Raw genomic sequence first — 16432 nt, 5'->3', positions numbered from 1 at the left:
CCGTGGGGGTCCGGGGGCTCGGCCCCCGGGTCAGCACGGCACGACGCGTACGGTAAAGGGGACGTCGGCCACGACGTCCCCTTTACAGCAAAACCCGAGTCGTGCGCGATACTGGGATTGAACCAGTGACCTCTTCCGTGTCAGGGAAGCGCTCTCCCGCTGAGCTAATCGCGCGTGCCGTCGGCAACGGGGAGAACTATAGCGGACCCGTTCCGCGGCACCGTCGCAGGGTGCGTCAGCCGTGTCCCGGCAGCGGGTCCGATGTGGACGGACGCGGCGCCGGGCCCGCCGACCCTCCGGCGAGGAGGCCCCGGGCGTCGCGGTAGGCGGTCCAGGCGCTCAGGACGATCAGCACCAGCGGGCCGAGCAGGCGGGTGAGCACGACCGCGCCGGTGAAGTCCACTGTGTACACGATGACGAACCCGGCCGCGGACTCCAGCAGGAGCCCCGCCACCCACAGCACGGTCAGTCGCCGATGGACGCGGCGATAGCCGGGGCGGGCGCGCCACAGCCTGTCGAAGGCCGCGGGGTCGGCGGCCAGTTCCCGGCGGATGCGCGCGGTCAGCGGCAGGCCCGCGAACAGGGTGCCGAGTGCTCCGCAGGCGACCAGCGCGGTGAACGCCGGGTCCTTGGCGAGGGTGAGCGTCGCGTCCCCGGTGCCGAGCGCGACGACGACGCCCGCCGCGAACCGGGCCAGCATGATCAGCCCGAGCGTGGAGCCGGTGCCGGTCCGGCGGTAGCGGCCGGCCACGATCAGGATCGACGTCGTGGCCGAGCCGACCAGCGCCCAGACCTCCGGCACTCCCACCGCGCTCAGGATCGCGAACGTGGCCAAGGGCAGCACGACGGCCTCGCCCAGTACCCGCAACAGTGACCGGAAGGTCATGTGCCGCTGGCGCTTTCCGGATGGGCGGAGATCCGGGTGCCGGTCACCTTCGACGCGGGCAGCCGCCCGGCCTTGGCCGTCCCGGACAGCGCGTCGCCGGTGACGAGGACGTCGAACCGCAAATCGAGTTTCATCGGGCGGGTGATCGACTGGGCCCAGGTCAGCCGGTCGCCGTCGAGCGCGAGGTCGCGCAAGGCGACGTCGCCGGTCTCGCCGCGCGCCATCCCGGCCAGGCCGCTTTCGGTCTCGGTGAGTTCGAGCGTCCCGGTCTGCCGTCCGATCGGCGTGCGGATGTCGAGCTGCCACCTTCCGGTCACGTTCATGCCGCACCCGCCGGAGTCGCCACGGCGTCGAACGTGGTCCGGGGTTCGAGCCCTTCGCCACGCCAGACCGTGCCACGGCGTTCGTAGGCGAACAGCTGCTCCACCGACCGGGCGACACGGGGGCCGAGTTCGCGCTCCAGCAGGTACAGCCCCAGGTCGAGGCCGGAGGTCACGCCGCCGGCGCTGACCAGGTCGCCGTCGTCGACGACCCGGGCGTCGACCACGTGCGCGCCGGTGGCGGCGAGCGCGTCCATGGCCAGGTGGTGGGTGACGGCGTGGCGTCCCTCGATGAGCCCCGCCATGCCCAGCACGAGCGAACCGCCGCACACCGTCGCGACGAGGACGGCCGGATCCCGCAGTGCGCGGCCCAGCAGCCCGGGCAGCTCGGTCTCCAGCGTCCGCGCCAGCAGGACGGGGATGGTGTCGACACCCGTGTCGTCGGGGTCTTCGAGCGGGCCCGACGCACCGGGCACGAGCACGATGCCGGCCCGGTCCGGGTCCAGTGCCGCGGTGGCGCGCAGGCTCAGCCCGCCCGCGCCGCCGACGACGTCACGCGGCCCTTCGGCCGACACCAGCTCCACCGTCAGCTCACCGCCGGTGGCCATTCCGCCCGCGACCAGCACCTCGAACGGCGCGATCACGTCCAGCGGGTCGAATCCGTCGAACAAGACGACTTGTGCGTACACCGGTTCCCCTTACTTTTGGGACAGAGCGGCGAATTCGCGCGCTCCACCTGCGAGCGTAGGGATCTCGCACACCCGGCACGGGTGGCAAAACTGCCTGATACCAACGGATTCTCGCCGTCGGCGGGATCAGGAGCCGACGACGTTCACCGACAGGTACACCGGCCGGGAGGTCGGGAAGAACGACTTCCCGGAGCCGTCGACCATCTTGAAGCTCACGGTGCACTGCTTGGGCACCGGCGGCGCGGTGACCTGGATCATGATCTTCACGCGCTCGTTGGGCAGCACGTCCCCGACCGGCGTGCGTTCCGGGGTCACGCAGTCCCCCGGGTCGACCGGCAGTTCCCGGCGCTGCAGGTAGCGGTCGTGCCAGGCCACGGTCCCGGCGTTCTCGATCTCCCACACCTTGGTGAACTTCTCGCCGGTCCGGACGGTCGAACCGTCCGGGTAGTTCACGTCGACGACGAATCGGCTGACGTCGCCGGGAACCAGCGGCCCCGGCGAGTCCTGCTGCTGTTCCGGCGCGGTCGGAACGGACGGCGTGATCGCGACGACGACCGCGGCCGTGAGCGCGGCACACAGCAGGCCGGCCACGCTCGCCAGCAGCACCACGGCGCGGGTCGACCAGCTCCGCCGCGCCGGTGCCGGGGACTCCGGGGTCGGTGGCTCGCCGGTTTCCGGGCGGTCCTTGACGCGTTGCCAGCGCGCCTTCCACTCGGCCTCGTCGCCACCGCAGACCCGGACGAATTCCCGTGTCGTCTCCCACGACGGCATCCGGACGCCCTGCGCCGCCTCGTGCAACGTCGTCCGGGAGACGAAGTCGGACGCCTCGGCCATCTTCCGGAACGACGGATCGCCCGCGCCGGACCGCAACTCGCGTAACTCCGCCGCGAACTGCGCGATCGCCTCCTGCCGCTCTCGGCAGGAACCGGGAACCACCTCGTCCGCCACGTCTCCCCTTGTCCGAACTTCCGTCCGGGCCTACCGGACAGCGCTTCCACCGGGCGATTCTGGCCTCGGCAACCGCGGGCCCCCGGCTCCGGCCAAGCCGTGGGGGTTTCCCGGCGGCCGGACCGGGTGGCCAGGCTACGCGGGACGCCCACGGCCGTCCGGCACCCGGTCCGGCCGATTGATCACGAGTCACACGAACGAGAAAGTCTGAGTGTCCACATGAGCGAAACGAAGTCGACGAAGCGCGGCCGCGTCGTCGCCGCCGTGACGGCGACCCTGGCGATGTCGGCCCTGTCGGCCGGTTTCACCGCCACCTCCGCCTCCGCCGCGGAACTGAACGCCAGCAGCATGTGCCAGGGCACCGCGTCCGGCGCGCTGATGAAGTGGGGCCCGGTGTCCAAGCAGTGCTCCTACACCAGCCCCGCGAGCGGCTGGAAGGGGAAGGTCAAGGTGACCTGGAACGTGCAGTCGGGCACGAACCAGTACGCGTGTGTGGAGGCGCGGATGGGCAAGGCCCGCAACCCGGACAAGTGGCAGTCCGTCGGCTGTGGACAGTCCGGGTCCGGCACGATCAAGTGGCCGTCGAACACCGCGTCGAACGTCGAGGTCCGGGTGCAGGCGCGGCCCAACGCGCTGCTGGCCAACGTGGACTACTCGATCTGACGCCACCCACAGGTCCGTGAAGGCCTCCTTACCGGCACTGAGCGCCGGTAAGGAGGCCTTCACGGCATTTGTCCACTGTGGACGACGCAGTGGGACGTGAGCGAACTCACCGGCGCGACCGGACCAGTTGGTTATACTGTCAACACTGTTGTAGTCGTATAACCAACTGGAGCGAGATGACCGAGCTGAGCCGTGGCCGCCGGTTCCTGGTGCTGGGCATCTGCAGCCTGTCGCTGTTCATCGTGGGGCTCGACACGACGATCGTGATGCTGGCCCTGCCGGACATCCAGCGCGATCTCGGCTCCTCGGTGACGGGTCTGCAGTGGACGATCGACGCCTACACGATCACGCTGGCCAGTCTGCTGATGCTGGCCGGGTCCACCGGGGACCGCCTTGGCAGGCGCCGCACATTCCAGACCGGGCTGGCGCTGTTCACGCTCGGCTCGCTGCTGTGCAGCGTCGCGCCGGGCACCGGCTGGCTCATCGTGTTCCGGATCGCGCAGGCGGTGGGCGGATCGATGATGAACCCGGTCGCCATGTCGATCATCACCAACACCTTCACCATCCCCCGCGAACGCGCGCAGGCGATCGGGCTGTGGGGCGCGGTGGTCGGGCTGAGCATGGCGCTGGGGCCGGTGCTGGGCGGCGCGCTCGTCGCGGCCGCGGGCTGGCGCTCGGTCTTCCTGATCAACGTGCCGATCGGCGTCGCGGCGATCGTGCTCACCGCGCTGTTCGTCCCCGAATCGAAGGCCACTCGGCCGAGGCGGCTCGACCCCGTCGGCCAGGTGCTGGTGATCGCGCTGCTGGGCAGCCTGACCTTCGGCATCATCGAAGGCCCGCATCTCGGCTGGGCCTCGCCGTGGATCGTCGGCTGCTTCGTCGTGGCCGCGCTCGCCCTGCTCGGCATCCTCGGATACGAGCGGCGGCGCACCGAGCCGCTGCTGGAACTGCGGTTCTTCCGGAGCGTGCCGTTCTCCGGCGCCACGGTCATCGCGATCTGCGGCTTCATGGGGCTCGCCGGGTTCCTCTTCCTCAATTCCCTTTACCTGCAACAGGTCCGCGGCTTCAGCCCGCTGCACGCCGGGCTGCTGACCCTGCCGATGGCGGTGCTGGCCGGGGTGCTGGCGCCGGTGTCCGGGCGGATCGTCGGCACCAGGGGGCCGCGCCTGCCGCTGGCCGTCGCGGGCGTCGGCATCACCGCGAGCGCGGTCCTGCTGACCACCGTCGTGCCCGGCACCCCGGTTCCCGTCCTCGTCCTCGCCTACGCGGTCTTCGGGATCGGGTTCGGCATGCTCAACGCGCCGATCACGAACACCGCGGTGTCCGGGATGCCTCGCGAACAGGCGGGTGTCGCCGCCGCGGTCGCCACGACGAGCCGTCAGGTCGGGACCTCGCTCGGGGTGGCCGTGCTCGGCGGCGCGGGCGCGGCGGGCTGGTGGGTGATGGCCGGGTGCGGGGCCGTCGTGCTCGTCTTGGGTATCCTCACCACCGGCCGATGGGCGCGGCGTACCGCGTCCGCGACCATGGCAGCACCCCTCGACCCCGAGCCCAGGAGCGCGGTGACCACGCGATGAGCGCAAGCGCGAGACGCAGCTGGCAACGCATGCGCGCGCTCGTGCTGGACTCCCATGACCGGCGGCCCCGGGTCGTCGCCGAACTGGGCATGAGCTTCATCCGGATCAAGGCGCTGCGTCAGGTGGCGCGGGGCCCGCTGACCATGACCGAACTCACCGAGCGGCTGTCCACCGACAAGCCGTACACGACCCTGATCGTGGACGACCTGGAGGAGCGCGGGCTGGTCGAGCGCGCCGTCTCCCCCGCCGACCGCCGCCGGAAGATCGTGACCATCACCGAGGCGGGCCTGGCCGTTTTCGCCACCGCGGAGCGGATCCTCAACGAACCGCCCGCCGAGCTGCTCGCGCTCGAACCCGCCGAACAGGCCGAGCTGGACCGCATCCTCGCCAAGCTGGCGGCTCCGTCCGGGAGCGCGCGCCCCGGACGGTGACGGTGCGCACAGTCGTCCACTGTGGACGATGCTGTCATCACGATGTCACGGAATAGTCATGATCGTCTTCCTAGACTCGGCCGACCGGGTCGAAGGAGAAAACTGTGACGGAACTGGGGGAAGCCTCGGCCGTTTCGCGCACGATCGCGGACCGGTACACGCTGGTCGAGGAACTGGGCCGCGGCGGGATGGGCGTGGTGTGGCGTGGTCGGGACAGGATCATCGGCAGGCAGGTCGCGCTGAAGGAACTGCTGCTGCCGCCGGGCCTCGCCGGACCGGAGCACACCGCGCTGGCCGACCGGCTCCTGCGCGAAGCACGCGCCGCGGGAACGCTGAACCATCCTTCGGCCGTGACCGTCCACGACGTGATCGTCGAGGACGGCGTGCCGTTCGTCGTGATGGAGCTGATCGAGGCACCGACGCTGCAGGACCTGATCGCCACGGGCCCGCTGCCCGAGCAGCAGGTGGCGGCGATCGGCGGGCAGGTACTCGACGCGCTGGTGGCGGCGCACGCGGCCGGGATCGCGCACCGCGACGTCAAGCCCGCCAACATCATGGTGAGCGCGGACGGCCGGGTGAAGCTGACCGACTTCGGGATCGCGCAGTCCGGCATGGACCAGCGGGTCACCGCGACCGGAGCGGTCATCGGCTCCCCCGCGTATCTCGCACCCGAACGGATCAGGGGTGAAGCGGCCACCCCCGCCACCGATCTGTGGTCGCTCGGCGTGGCCCTGCTCGCCGCGAGCGAAGGCGGCGAGCCGTTCCACCGGGACAACACCGCCGCGACGCTGTTCGCCGTGCTCAACGACCCGCCGCCGCTGACCAGGACGCGCGGCCTGCTGGCCGAAGTCATCTCCGGCCTGCTGGCGAAAACACCCCACGAGCGGATGACCGCGGACCGGGCGAGCGCGCTGCTGGCACAAGCGGCGAGCCCGGCGGGAGCCACCACGGTGGTCGCGGCGCCCACCGTGAGCACCCCTGCGTCCTACCCGCAGCCATGGGCGCCGGGCGTACCTCAGCAAGCGAGGCCGGATTCCGTGGCCGCTGTCCTGGTGGGCGTGGTGTCGCTCGTGTTCGGCGTGTACCTCCTCGCGGACGCGCTGCTGGTGCACGAGGTGTATCTGCTGGCTGAACTCAGCACGTACCCGCCGCTCCTGCTCGGGCGTCTCAGCATCGTGTTCGGCGGGCTGGCCGCGCTGGTCGGCGGAGGTCTGCTGCTCGCGCGGGTACGCGCCGGGCAGGGCCTTGTCACGGTCTGCGGCGGGCTGACCTTTCTGTTCGTCTGCCTGCTTTCGCTCATCCCGGACGAGAGGCTGGACCTCGGCCGGGCTCTGCTGCCCGGCCTCGCCCTGGATCTCCTCGCGCTGGTGATCGCCCTCGCCCTGGCGGTCATGGTCTGGCTCCCGCCGGTACGCCGAAGCCTGCGATGAAACGCCGGGACCCGGACGCGGGGACGTGCGTCCGGGTCCCGGCGGCCGGGGTCAGCCGCGCTGGTACTCCTCCCAGGTCACCTTCGGAACCGACGGGCCGTCGTCCGCGCCACGACCGGCGAGCCCGTTCATGCCCAGGTAGTAGTCACCGGTCTGGTGCTGGGCGCCCGAGGAGAGGTCCGGGTCGGAGATCGCCATCGCGTGGATGTGGTAGGCGAAGCCCTGTGCCGGGGTGCGCAGCCACGCCGCGAACCCGACCTGGCGCAGCGCCTTCAGCACCGTCGTGCGGGTCGCGGTCGACATGCCCGACACCGAGATGTCCATCGCGCCGCCGCCGTCGTGCGTGCCCGCCGAAGCGTCCACGCCGCCCGGGTTGTACGAGCCCTGCGTCAGGCTGACCTGGTAACCCAGCTTCTTCTCGGCCTCCACGAGCATTGCCTTGGTACGCGTGTTGAGCGTGACACCGTGGTAGGTCACGTGGCTGCCCGCCGAGACCACGCCCGACACCGTGAACCGGCCGTCGCCCAGCTTCTCCAGCGAGGTCTTGCCCGGCAGGCCCGACGCGTCGATCCCGGTGTAGCCCAACGACTTCTGGTACTTCGAGTACGCCGTGATCGTCGTGGTGCCGAAGTAGCCGTCGACGTACTTCGCCTCCAGCAGCCCCTTCGCCTGCAACGCCTGCTCCACGAGCAGGACGCTGTCGTGCGCGCCAGGGGTCTGGGTGCTGTCGGCGCGGCGGGGGTCGATCTGCGCCGCCTTGAGCACGGCCTCCATGTTCGCCGAGGGCAGCGCCGCGGTGGCCGCGCCGGCCTGCACCGGTACGGCCACGGCGAGCGCCGCGGCGGTGAGCGCCGTCAGCACGGCGGCCTTGGTGAGCATCCCTGTCCTCCACTCTCCCGGATCGGATAGCGCAGAGGATCACGCCACGGGATACAAAGGACGTACAAACGGCGCACCGCCACCCGTCCGCGTGAGTCCGGGGCCCGGACCGCCTATCGCAGGAAGTTGTCCAAGGCCGGCGCGACGGGCACGGAGGAGATCCTGGCCTCGGCCGGGTGCGCCGGCCAGAGGGACGCGGACCTCCTGACCCGCCGCACGCTGGTCTTCCAGTCCCGCCGGGCCCGGCACCGGCTCCCGCACCATCCACAAAGGACATCGAGCCGCACGGTCATCGGCTCAGTCCCCCGGCCGGGACAAGCCGAGGAACTCGTCCTGTTCGCGGTCGTAACGGCGGACGAGGCCGTTCCCGTACCGGTCCCACCAGTTCTGCGTGTGCCCGCCCTGCCGGGTGGTCGTGTCGCCGTAGACCTGCCGGTCGTACTCGATGCGGGCGTCGTGGAACTGCTGCTGGAACTGTTCGGGGGTGAGCCCCTGCACGTAGCCGGCGGTTCCGGCGTCGAGGGCCCGCGCGCTGCGCACGACGTCCGCGCCCGCCATGTGGTTCAGGATCGCGCGCACCCCGCCGGCCCCGCGCATGTGCGCGCCGGACATGATCGCGGCCTGGGTCCCGGGATCGGTGAAGTTCAGCGCCCCGGCCCGGCGGGCGTTGGCCGTCATCAGCTCGGTCACGACGGCGCGTTCCTCCGCGCTGCCGATGCCGTGCTCCCGGCGGGCGGCCATGATCCGGTCGTAGCCGTTGTGCATGCTCTGCCGGAAGCCGTACGCCTCGGGCACACCGCCCTGTTCCCCGGTCGCGCCCTCGGACCGCATGATCGAGTCGACGACCCGCGGGTCCAGCTGCCCCGGCGCGGCCACCGCGGCCGGTGCCGCGGCACCACCGCTGTGTGGCGTCTCCCGCCTGCCGCCGTAGCCTTCGGCCACCGCGCCGTCCGTGTCGGCATACGCCTTGGCGGCCACCTTGACGTTGCCGTTCACCTCCTCGACGAGGTGAAGGAACCGGCCCAGCGCGGCCCCCAGCTGCGAGTGCATCGCGGAGTTCCCCGCCGCGACGGCACTGCCGATCCCGGCGAACGACAGCGCGTCGAGCACGAGCGACTCCAGGTCACGTGTCGCCGAAAGCAGCGACACCCCGATTCCTTCGACCGTCTTCGCCACCGCCCCGACCTCGGACGGCAGCACCCGGTAGGCACCAGTGGTCATGCCCGACTCCTTCCCGCACCGGCGTTGCGCGTCGAGAATTCCGCATCGGCGGACGGTCACCCACGGCCGAATTACCCACTACCGGACCGGCGGTCGCGATCGTGATCAAGCTCCCGGCGCGCAACCTTCCCCGGGACCGCACGTCTACCGGGAAAGCGTGTCATCCGAATGGGGGAAGTGTCATCGTGACCACAAGCGGGCGGTCGATCCTCGCGCTGGCCGAACTCGCCATCGCGCTGGTGCTCGCGGCGCTGGTCGTCTTCGGCATCAGCGGCGCCGCGCCGTGGAGTTCGACGACGCTGCCGGGGCAGGCCACGCCCTTGTGGGAGGGAATCCCCGGGCCGGACGGCGGCACGGTGTGCCCGCTGGACAAGCGGTACGCCGACGAACCCCCGACCGGGTTACGGCCCGAGGTCGGCGAAGCGTTCAACCGCCTGCGAGCCGCCGCGAGCAGCCAGGGGACCACGTTGTGCCTGATGGACGGCAAACGCAGCCTGGCTCAGCAGCAGCACGAGTTCGACGACGCGGTCCAGCGGTTCGGCACGCGGGAACTGGCGGCCAAATACGTTCTTCCGCCGGAAAAATCCAATCACGTCAAGGGAATCGCGGTGGATATCCAGCCGATCGCCGCGTCCACCTGGGTGGAACGGAACGGGCGGGCGCTGGGCTGGTGCCGCCGGTACGAGAACGAAACCTGGCATTTCGAATACGACCCCGGCTACGTCACCGCGGGCTGCCCGCCGCTGTTGCCCAGCGCCACCGGTTCCTGAACCCCGCGCACCGAGCCCGCCGTTAGGCCGATAGCGCGAAAGGCGTAACCATCGCGCCACTCCCGGCGACTATCGCTGAGGTAGTGGGAGGGCGCGTGGATTCCGGATGCGGGCACCGAACCGGCGATCTGCCGGGCAACGACGTCGAGCGGAAATGGTCAGTCGCTTTCGCGTTCCGCCAGCCGAGCGGCAATCGCCTCGCCGCGCGGGGTGGCGTACCAGCCTTTCGACCGGCCGTGCCGGGTCTTGACGACGAGCCCGCGTTCGAGGAGTGCTTTGCCACTGCGGCTGATCTGCGCGTCGTGCACGTCCAGCCTGTCGCGGATGGCGGCACTGGTGATGTGCGGTTCCCGATACGCGAGCACGAGCATTCTGGCCGCCCAGGAACGTGGGTCCAGCGTGTCGGCGAGTGCCGCCTGCTCCGCCCGGTCGAGACCGGACTGGGCGACTTCGGCCAGCCCCAGGATCACCGCCTCAAGACGCGCTGTCGCACCGTTCGGCTGCAATCGCGTCGCGGCGGACCGGAAGGCACGCAAGGCGGATTCCAGCCCGGAGATGTCGGCGAGCAGAGCGGCGTCGACCAGCCATCTCCCCACCGCGGCCGCCCATCGGTCGACAGCCGCGCGCTCACCGAGCACCTTCCCTTCGCCGGTTTCCTCCTTGAGCTTCTCCGCCCAGACCTCGAAGCCTCGCCGCAGTCCCGCCCGTCCGTCGTCGACCGCTTGGTCCGCGCCGGACGCGGCGACTTCCGCCGTAGGGAGCATGAGGCCCACCTCCGTGAATCAAGGAAGTGTTAAGTATGGATCCCGCTGACGCGTTCGTCAACCTCTACGACCGGCTGAGCCACATCCCCGCGGATCTGCTCGGCGACTGGTCCGAGCTGGAGGAGGTCCAGAAGACCGCCGCCGCGGTCTGTGCCGAGGTCGGCCGGACCGGCGTCCTGGCCGAGCACTGGCTGTCCTCCCCCGCCCTCGACCAGCCGGAGCGGTTCGGCATCCTGCTCGGCCTGGACCTCGCTCTGCTCGGCGCGGTCGGCGAGACGGCTCGCCTCGACGCCCGCGCGCTCGACTACCTCCAGGTGCGCTTCGAGATGACGGGCAGGCTCAACGACCGGAGCAGCGGGATACTGCTGCCACGGCGGTCGTCGGCGCACCGTCCCGGCGAGGATCCGGACTCGATCGACGGCTTCCTGCACCTGCTGCGGATCCCGTCCCAGCTGAGCGAGAACCTTCAGGTCTGCCACGTCCACGCCCTTCACGACCTGCCCAAGGCGCCGGTTCGGCCGGGAGAGCGCGAACTCGCCCCTGCCCCGCCGCTGGCCGTCGCCCAGTTGCCTCTGCTGGCCGAGCGAGCCGACGTCCGCTGGGACACCATCGACAAGCCGGGAGGCGCGTTCTACACCGCCGCACCCGAGGCGGCCCGTCTCGAAGGACGGCTGGGCGCGGCGCTGACCGCCCTCGACCAGAGCGGCGCCGTGCTGGCGGTCCTGCCCGAAGGCTGCCTCGACGACGGCCTGCTCGAAAAGTGGCGTGAGCTGCTCCGGGCGACCCCACAGCCGGAGGACAGCGCGCTCACCTGGCTCCTGCTGGGAACCGGCCCGGTGCGCGCCGCCGGGCCGATGCCCGTCAGCGGCCGCCCGCCGAACCGCGCCGTGCTGCTGCACCGCGGCGGCTGGCTCGACCCCTTCCTCACCCAGGACAAGCTGTCGGGTTTCTGTTTCACCACCGAGAAACAGACCGAGTACGGCATCGACCTCGGCGGCGTCAAACGCGACGAATACATCTCTCACGATCCCGTCATCACCCTGCTCGAAGCCCGGTCGGGCCGGTTCGCCGTGCAGATCTGCGAAGACGTCGGACGCCAGGAACGGCAGCGGCACCTCATCGCGGCCGGGGTCACCCATCTGCTCGTTCCCGTGCTCGCGGCCCCGATGTGGGAACACGGCTGGCAAGCGGGCGCCGGACAGGCACTCGCCGTGGAAATCGGCACGAAAGCCGTGGTGAGCAACGGTTTGGCGATCACCCGGTTCTTCGAGAAGGAGCCCGCGAAGACGTTGCTGATCACCACCGTGCCACCCCGTCGCCCCGAGCAGTACCCGACGACGGACGACATGGTCCGCACCCACCACAATCCGGACGCCCCCGCGATGACGGCCGTCGAGGACGCGCTGACCCCACGCCAGACCGAGTGGTGAGCCGCCCCCACGGCTTCCCGCACCGGGAGTCCACAGGGGCGGGTCGCGTGGCGGTCTTGGATGTCGCGAACGCTCCGTTCGGGACGTTCATCGTCGGCAACGGAGCGTTCGCGACGTCAGGTGATGCCGTCGGCGTGGACGGAAGGAGTCCGAGAGGCACCCCGTTGCAGCCACCCACTCCGAGCCGTACCGAATGCCGTGAAGGAAGCCTTCGCAGCGGAACAATCCACAAAGGACACTACCGGGGTTGAAGCACCGGGCCAAGGTCGAGTTCGGTGAGCAGAGCGGCGATTTCGCGGATTTCCGCCTCGTTGAGCGGCAGGAGCGGCGGGTTGGTGCGCGCGTCGGCGATGACGCCACGCAGTGCCACGGCCGCCTTGAACGCGCCGAGGGCGCCCGCGGTGTGGCCGATCCGCCGCCGGTCGGCGACGGTCGTGATGGTGAACAGCCGGGCCAGCCGGTCCTGTTCGGCCGCCGCGGCCGCGAAATCCCCGTCACGCGCCGCTCCGTAGAGCCGGACGTAGCCCTCCGGGTCCACGTTGCCCAGTCCTGGCACGATTCCGGCCGCGCCCAGTTGGACCGCGGTGTCCGCGAAGAGTTCGGATCCGGTCAGCGCGGGCAGTTCCGGAAGCCGGCGCAGGATCTCGCGGAACGTCGCGAGGTCGCCGCTGGAGTCCTTCAACGCCACGACGGTGTCCGTTTCCGCGAGCCGCTCCACGATGTCCGGAGTCAGCCGCGCGCCGACCGCGGACGGGATGTCGTAGGCCACCAAAGGAATTCCGGCCGTGTCCCGCACCGTGTGGAAATGCGCGACGATCTCGTCCGGGTGCGGCTGGACGTAGTACGGCGCGGTGACGACGACGGCGTCGGCGCCCAGGGTTTCCGCCTGCCTGACGTGTCCGATGACCTGCCTCGTCCCGCTGTCGACTGCGCCGACCAGAACCGGAACGGCCCCGGCGACCTCGTCCACGGCCGTCTCGACGGCCACGTGCCGCTGCCCCGCGTCGAGGAGCGCGACCTCGCCGGAGGAACCACAGAGAAACACGCCGTGCACCCCGGCCGCCAACTGGAAGCGGACAAGCCTCCGCAGCGACGCGGCGTCCACGTCCCCGTCCGGGCCGAGCGGGGTGACCAACGGCGGGACGACGCCGTGAAGCCGCAGGGAGTCAGCCATGGCAGAAGAAACCTTTCTCGGGCAGGGTCATTCGACGGGGACGAGCGCGGACGAGTCCTGTGCGCGCCGGGAAAGCCTTGCGGGGACGTCGAATCCGACGAGCAACGCGGTGAGCAGGGTGAGTCCGGTGGCGAGCAGGACCAGCGCCGTCCCGAGTCCGAGATGTGCGGCGATCTGGGTGCCCAGCACCGGTGCGACCGCGCCGCCGAGCGCCCCGACGTTGTAGGTGAAACCGAGCCCGGCGGCCCGGAGCCGCACCGGGAAGTGGTCGCCGATGTACTTCGGCAGCAGCCCGGCCACCCCGGCGCCGGTGAGTTGCAGGGCGAACAACAGCACGCACACCAGGAGGAAGTTGCCGGGACCGAGCGCGAAGACGGGGAAGACGAACACCAGCGACAGCAGCAGGCCCACGACGTAGGTGCGCCGGGTGCCGAACCGGTCACCGGCGAGACCGGCCAGGCAGCAGCCCACCGCGTAGCCGAGACCTGCCCAGGTCAGGGCACCCGCCACCTCGCCGGCCCCGTAGTGCGACACGGTCTTGAGGTAGGTGGGCAGCAGCGACTGGATCGGCCACGAAAACAGGAACGCGCAGAACACGGTGACCATCAGCGCCACCGCCGTCGGCCAGCCCCGGCCGGTCAGCTGCACCGCGAACACCACGAAACCCAGTACGCACAAGGCAATCCACAACCAGGACAGCCCGCCGGCCGAGCCGGAGAAGATCAGCACGAGGGACACCGCGACCACCACACCGAGCCCGGCGTTGACCCAGACCCGCCGGCCGGACAACAGCACCGACGCGCTGGTCTCGCGCACGCGCCGCTTCGCCACTTCACGCGTCCAGTCGGCCGCCTCGGGCAGCGACCGGCGGATCCACAGGGTGAGCAGGACCGGGACGATCCCGAGCCAGAACAGCCATCGCCAGCCGAAGCTCGGCACGATGAGCCCATAAGCCTGCGCGGCGAGGACGTTGCCGACCGGGAACGCCGCGAGGAGGAACCCGCTGGCCCGGTTGCGCAGGGCGGCGGGCCAGCTTTCCATGACGTACGTGGTGCTGGAGCCGTACTCGCCCGCCATGCCGATGCCGACGATCGCCCGGAACACGAACAACGACCAGTAGCTCCAGGCGAAACCGCACAGCGCGGTACCCACGGCGTAGCACAGGATGCTGAGGATCATGGCGGGCCTGCGGCCGAAGCGGTCGCCGATCGCGCCCAGCAGCAGGCCGCCGAACCAGCGTGACACGAAAGCCGCGGAGACCAGGCTCGCCGCGCTCGCCAGCGTCAGGTGCAGCGAACCCGCCAGCTCGGTCAGCACCAGCGTGATGATCACGAAGTCGAACCCGTCGAGCAGGTAGCCCAGCCAGGCCGCGCCGAACGCCTTCCACTGCCCGCGATCCAGCCGCCGGTACCACGGCACGCCCGAGAGTTCCACGTCGCTCACCTTCTTCGATGGTCGCGTGTATACGTAGGACGTTGGACGTCTTACGATGGATGGGTACCGTAACCCACGGACCGAGGAGGGGGCAATGGTGCGAGCACTGCGCAGCCAGGAGCTGGTCGAGTCGATCATCGCGCTGATCGACCGCGAGGAGCTCGGAGCCGGGGACCCCCTTCCCCCGGAGCACAGGCTGATGGCGGAGTTCGACGCCGCCCGCAACTCCGTGCGTGAGGCGGTGCGCACGCTCCAGGCGCTCGGCATCGTCGACATCCGGCGCGGCCACGGCACCTTCGTCGGCACCGCGAGCATGACGGCGCTCATCCCGTCCCTGCTGTTCCGCACCAAGGCCCGCTCCCGCGACGACCTCAGCGGACTGTACGACCTGATGGAGGTCCGCCAGATCCTGGAGACCGATCTGGCCCGGCGCGTCGCGGAGAACCCGCCGGCGAAGCTGCTCGACGAGCTCCAGGACCGCGTCGAGCGGATGCGCACGCCCGCCACGGCCCCCGCCGCGGACCGGGAGTTCCACGAGCTGATCTGCGCGGCCGCGGGCAACGACCTCGCACTCGAGCTGGTCCGGTTGTTCTGGGAGGTCTACCAGCAGGCCGAGTCACTGGTCGGGCCGACACTGTCCACTTCGGACGCACTGGTCGCCAAGCACCAGAAGATCGTCGACGCGATCCGCGGCGGGAAGCGCGCCGAAATCACCGAAGCCGTGCACCACCACTTCGACGAGATCCGCGAACGAATCGCGGCCCGCAAGGGCTGACGCGCTGCCGCCGACGGCTCAGCGAGCCAGCAGTTCCTTGAGCGCGGCGTCGATGAACTCGATGTCCACCGGGTTGTTGCCGCCACCGGCGAAATGGCCCCAGACACCGGGAATCACGCGATGCTCGGCGTTCGCGATGTGCCGGCACGCCCACGCCTCGTCCTCGGGCGGGAAGTAGAGGTCCTTCTCCGCGGGCAGCACCATCGCCTTCGCGGTGATCGAGCGCAGCGCGGCCACCGTGTCGCCGTCGAATCCCGGCGTCCGGCCGACGTCGGCGTTCTGCCAGGTCCACAGCATGGTGAGCAGGTTGTTCGCGTCGCGGTCGTCGAGGAAGAACCCCTCCCAGAAGCCGACCAGGAAGTCCTCCAGTGAGCTGTAGCCCATCTCCCGGTAGACCTGGTTCCAGTAGAACGCCTGGGAAAAGCCCCAGCCCGCGTACACCCGCGCCGCCGCGCGCAGGCCTTTGACCGGCGGCTGGTCGTACCACCCGCCGCGGAAGGCGTCGTCCGCGGTGAGCGCGGCCTTGACGCCTTCGAGGAACACCTTGTTGTGCTCACTGGTGACCGAGGAGCCGCAGAACGGCGCGATCCGCTGCACCATCTCCGGATGCGACACCGCCCACTGGTAGGTCTGCCCGGCGCCCATGGACCAGCCGGTCACCAGCGGCAGCGTCCGGATGCCGAAGTGCTCGGTCACCAGCCGGTGCTGGGCCTCGACGTTGTCCGCCATGGTGACGTTGGGAAAGCGCGCCCTGTCGTACGGCGGCGGGGTGTTGCTCGGCGAACTGGACAGGCCGTTGCCGAGCATGTTCGGCACGATGACGAAGTACCGCGCCGGATCAAGCGCCCTGCCCTCGCCGATCAGCCACTCGTTGTCCCAGTGGCGGCCCGAATACCAGGTCGGGTAGACGATCGCGTTGCTCTTGTCCGCGTCGAGCGTGCCGTAGGTCTTGTACGCCAGCCGCGCGCCGCGCAGCGTCGCGCCGTGCTGCAGAACGAAGTCGCCGAGGTCGAAGATCTCGTAGTCGTGCACCGAGTCCACCTT

The 16432-nt window shown here is 70.4% G+C and carries 17 protein-coding genes and 1 tRNA gene; 7 read left to right on the top strand and 11 right to left on the bottom strand.

Translation table 11 applies throughout. The features are described from left to right. Positions 1–102: 102 nt before the first annotated feature. The 5 genes from ACFW0G_RS07950 to ACFW0G_RS07930 form a co-directional block, all read right to left on the bottom strand. A tRNA-Val gene (locus ACFW0G_RS07950) sits at positions 103–174 on the bottom strand. A gap of 61 nt (positions 175–235) precedes the next feature. Then, a complete protein-coding gene (locus tag ACFW0G_RS07945) occupies positions 236–886 on the bottom strand; it encodes a VC0807 family protein (protein WP_378324101.1) in 651 nt (216 codons plus the stop codon). Then, positions 883–1209, bottom strand: coding sequence for a hypothetical protein (locus ACFW0G_RS07940; protein WP_378324100.1), 327 nt, complete (start codon positions 1207–1209; stop codon positions 883–885). The genes ACFW0G_RS07945 and ACFW0G_RS07940 overlap by 4 nt, the downstream gene beginning before the upstream one ends. Then, a complete protein-coding gene (locus tag ACFW0G_RS07935) occupies positions 1206–1895 on the bottom strand; it encodes a DJ-1/PfpI family protein (protein ID WP_378324099.1) in 690 nt (229 codons plus the stop codon). Before ACFW0G_RS07935 ends, ACFW0G_RS07940 begins: the two co-directional genes overlap by 4 nt. Before the next feature lie 126 nt (positions 1896–2021). Beyond that, positions 2022–2843, bottom strand: coding sequence for an NBR1-Ig-like domain-containing protein (locus tag ACFW0G_RS07930; RefSeq protein ID WP_378324098.1), 822 nt, complete (start codon positions 2841–2843; stop codon positions 2022–2024). A 219-nt stretch (positions 2844–3062) separates the two neighbouring features. Here ACFW0G_RS07930 and ACFW0G_RS07925 point away from each other — a divergent pair, with 219 nt between their 5' ends. From ACFW0G_RS07925 to ACFW0G_RS07910, 4 genes are all read left to right on the top strand, one after another. Continuing rightward, entirely contained in the window at positions 3063–3506 is a 444-nt protein-coding gene (locus ACFW0G_RS07925; protein WP_378324097.1) for a hypothetical protein, read from the top strand. Between the two features lie 176 nt (positions 3507–3682). After that, positions 3683–5080 (top strand): DHA2 family efflux MFS transporter permease subunit, encoded by a 1398-nt coding sequence (locus ACFW0G_RS07920; RefSeq protein WP_378324095.1) that lies wholly within the window; start codon positions 3683–3685, stop codon positions 5078–5080. Further along, positions 5077–5511, top strand: a complete 435-nt coding sequence (locus tag ACFW0G_RS07915; RefSeq protein WP_378324094.1) for a MarR family winged helix-turn-helix transcriptional regulator — start codon at positions 5077–5079, stop codon at positions 5509–5511. Before ACFW0G_RS07920 ends, ACFW0G_RS07915 begins: the two co-directional genes overlap by 4 nt. A gap of 104 nt (positions 5512–5615) precedes the next feature. Continuing rightward, on the top strand, positions 5616–6941 hold the full coding sequence (locus ACFW0G_RS07910) for a serine/threonine-protein kinase (RefSeq protein WP_378324093.1): 1326 nt from the start codon (positions 5616–5618) through the stop codon (positions 6939–6941). 51 nt (positions 6942–6992) lie between these two features. On the opposite strand, the gene ACFW0G_RS07905 is transcribed toward ACFW0G_RS07910, so the two are convergent. Both ACFW0G_RS07905 and ACFW0G_RS07900 read right to left on the bottom strand, forming a co-directional pair. Further along, positions 6993–7820 (bottom strand): peptidoglycan-binding protein, encoded by an 828-nt coding sequence (locus tag ACFW0G_RS07905; RefSeq protein WP_378324092.1) that lies wholly within the window; start codon positions 7818–7820, stop codon positions 6993–6995. Positions 7821–8117: 297 nt separating this feature from the next. After that, on the bottom strand, positions 8118–9041 hold the full coding sequence (locus ACFW0G_RS07900) for a hypothetical protein (protein ID WP_378324091.1): 924 nt from the start codon (positions 9039–9041) through the stop codon (positions 8118–8120). A 185-nt stretch (positions 9042–9226) separates the two neighbouring features. On the opposite strand from ACFW0G_RS07900, the gene ACFW0G_RS07895 reads away from it, so the two are divergent. Beyond that, positions 9227–9811, top strand: a complete 585-nt coding sequence (locus ACFW0G_RS07895) for a D-alanyl-D-alanine carboxypeptidase family protein (protein ID WP_378324090.1) — start codon at positions 9227–9229, stop codon at positions 9809–9811. 158 nt (positions 9812–9969) lie between these two features. On the opposite strand, the gene ACFW0G_RS07890 is transcribed toward ACFW0G_RS07895, so the two are convergent. Further along, positions 9970–10575, bottom strand: a complete 606-nt coding sequence (locus ACFW0G_RS07890) for a MarR family transcriptional regulator (RefSeq protein WP_378324089.1) — start codon at positions 10573–10575, stop codon at positions 9970–9972. A 35-nt stretch (positions 10576–10610) separates the two neighbouring features. On the opposite strand from ACFW0G_RS07890, the gene ACFW0G_RS07885 reads away from it, so the two are divergent. Continuing rightward, entirely contained in the window at positions 10611–12005 is a 1395-nt protein-coding gene (locus ACFW0G_RS07885) for a hypothetical protein (RefSeq protein WP_378324088.1), read from the top strand. Positions 12006–12243: 238 nt separating this feature from the next. Here ACFW0G_RS07885 and ACFW0G_RS07880 read toward each other — a convergent pair whose 3' ends face one another. Together ACFW0G_RS07880 and ACFW0G_RS07875 are read right to left on the bottom strand one after the other, a co-directional pair. After that, positions 12244–13179, bottom strand: a complete 936-nt coding sequence (locus ACFW0G_RS07880) for a dihydrodipicolinate synthase family protein (RefSeq protein WP_378324087.1) — start codon at positions 13177–13179, stop codon at positions 12244–12246. 27 nt (positions 13180–13206) lie between these two features. After that, on the bottom strand, positions 13207–14622 hold the full coding sequence (locus ACFW0G_RS07875) for a sialate:H+ symport family MFS transporter (RefSeq protein WP_378324086.1): 1416 nt from the start codon (positions 14620–14622) through the stop codon (positions 13207–13209). A gap of 85 nt (positions 14623–14707) precedes the next feature. On the opposite strand from ACFW0G_RS07875, the gene ACFW0G_RS07870 reads away from it, so the two are divergent. Beyond that, the gene (locus ACFW0G_RS07870; RefSeq protein ID WP_378324085.1) at positions 14708–15388 is read left to right on the top strand and encodes a FadR/GntR family transcriptional regulator; all 681 of its coding nucleotides are present in this window, start codon (positions 14708–14710) and stop codon (positions 15386–15388) included. An 18-nt stretch (positions 15389–15406) separates the two neighbouring features. Here ACFW0G_RS07870 and ACFW0G_RS07865 read toward each other — a convergent pair whose 3' ends face one another. Next, entirely contained in the window at positions 15407–16429 is a 1023-nt protein-coding gene (locus tag ACFW0G_RS07865) for an alpha/beta fold hydrolase (RefSeq protein ID WP_378324084.1), read from the bottom strand. Positions 16430–16432 lie beyond the last annotated feature (3 nt).

Source organism: Amycolatopsis sp. NPDC058986 (assembly GCF_042741125.1).
Lineage (GTDB): Bacteria > Actinomycetota > Actinomycetes > Mycobacteriales > Pseudonocardiaceae > Amycolatopsis.
This window is presented reverse-complemented; position numbering and strand designations above follow the sequence as displayed.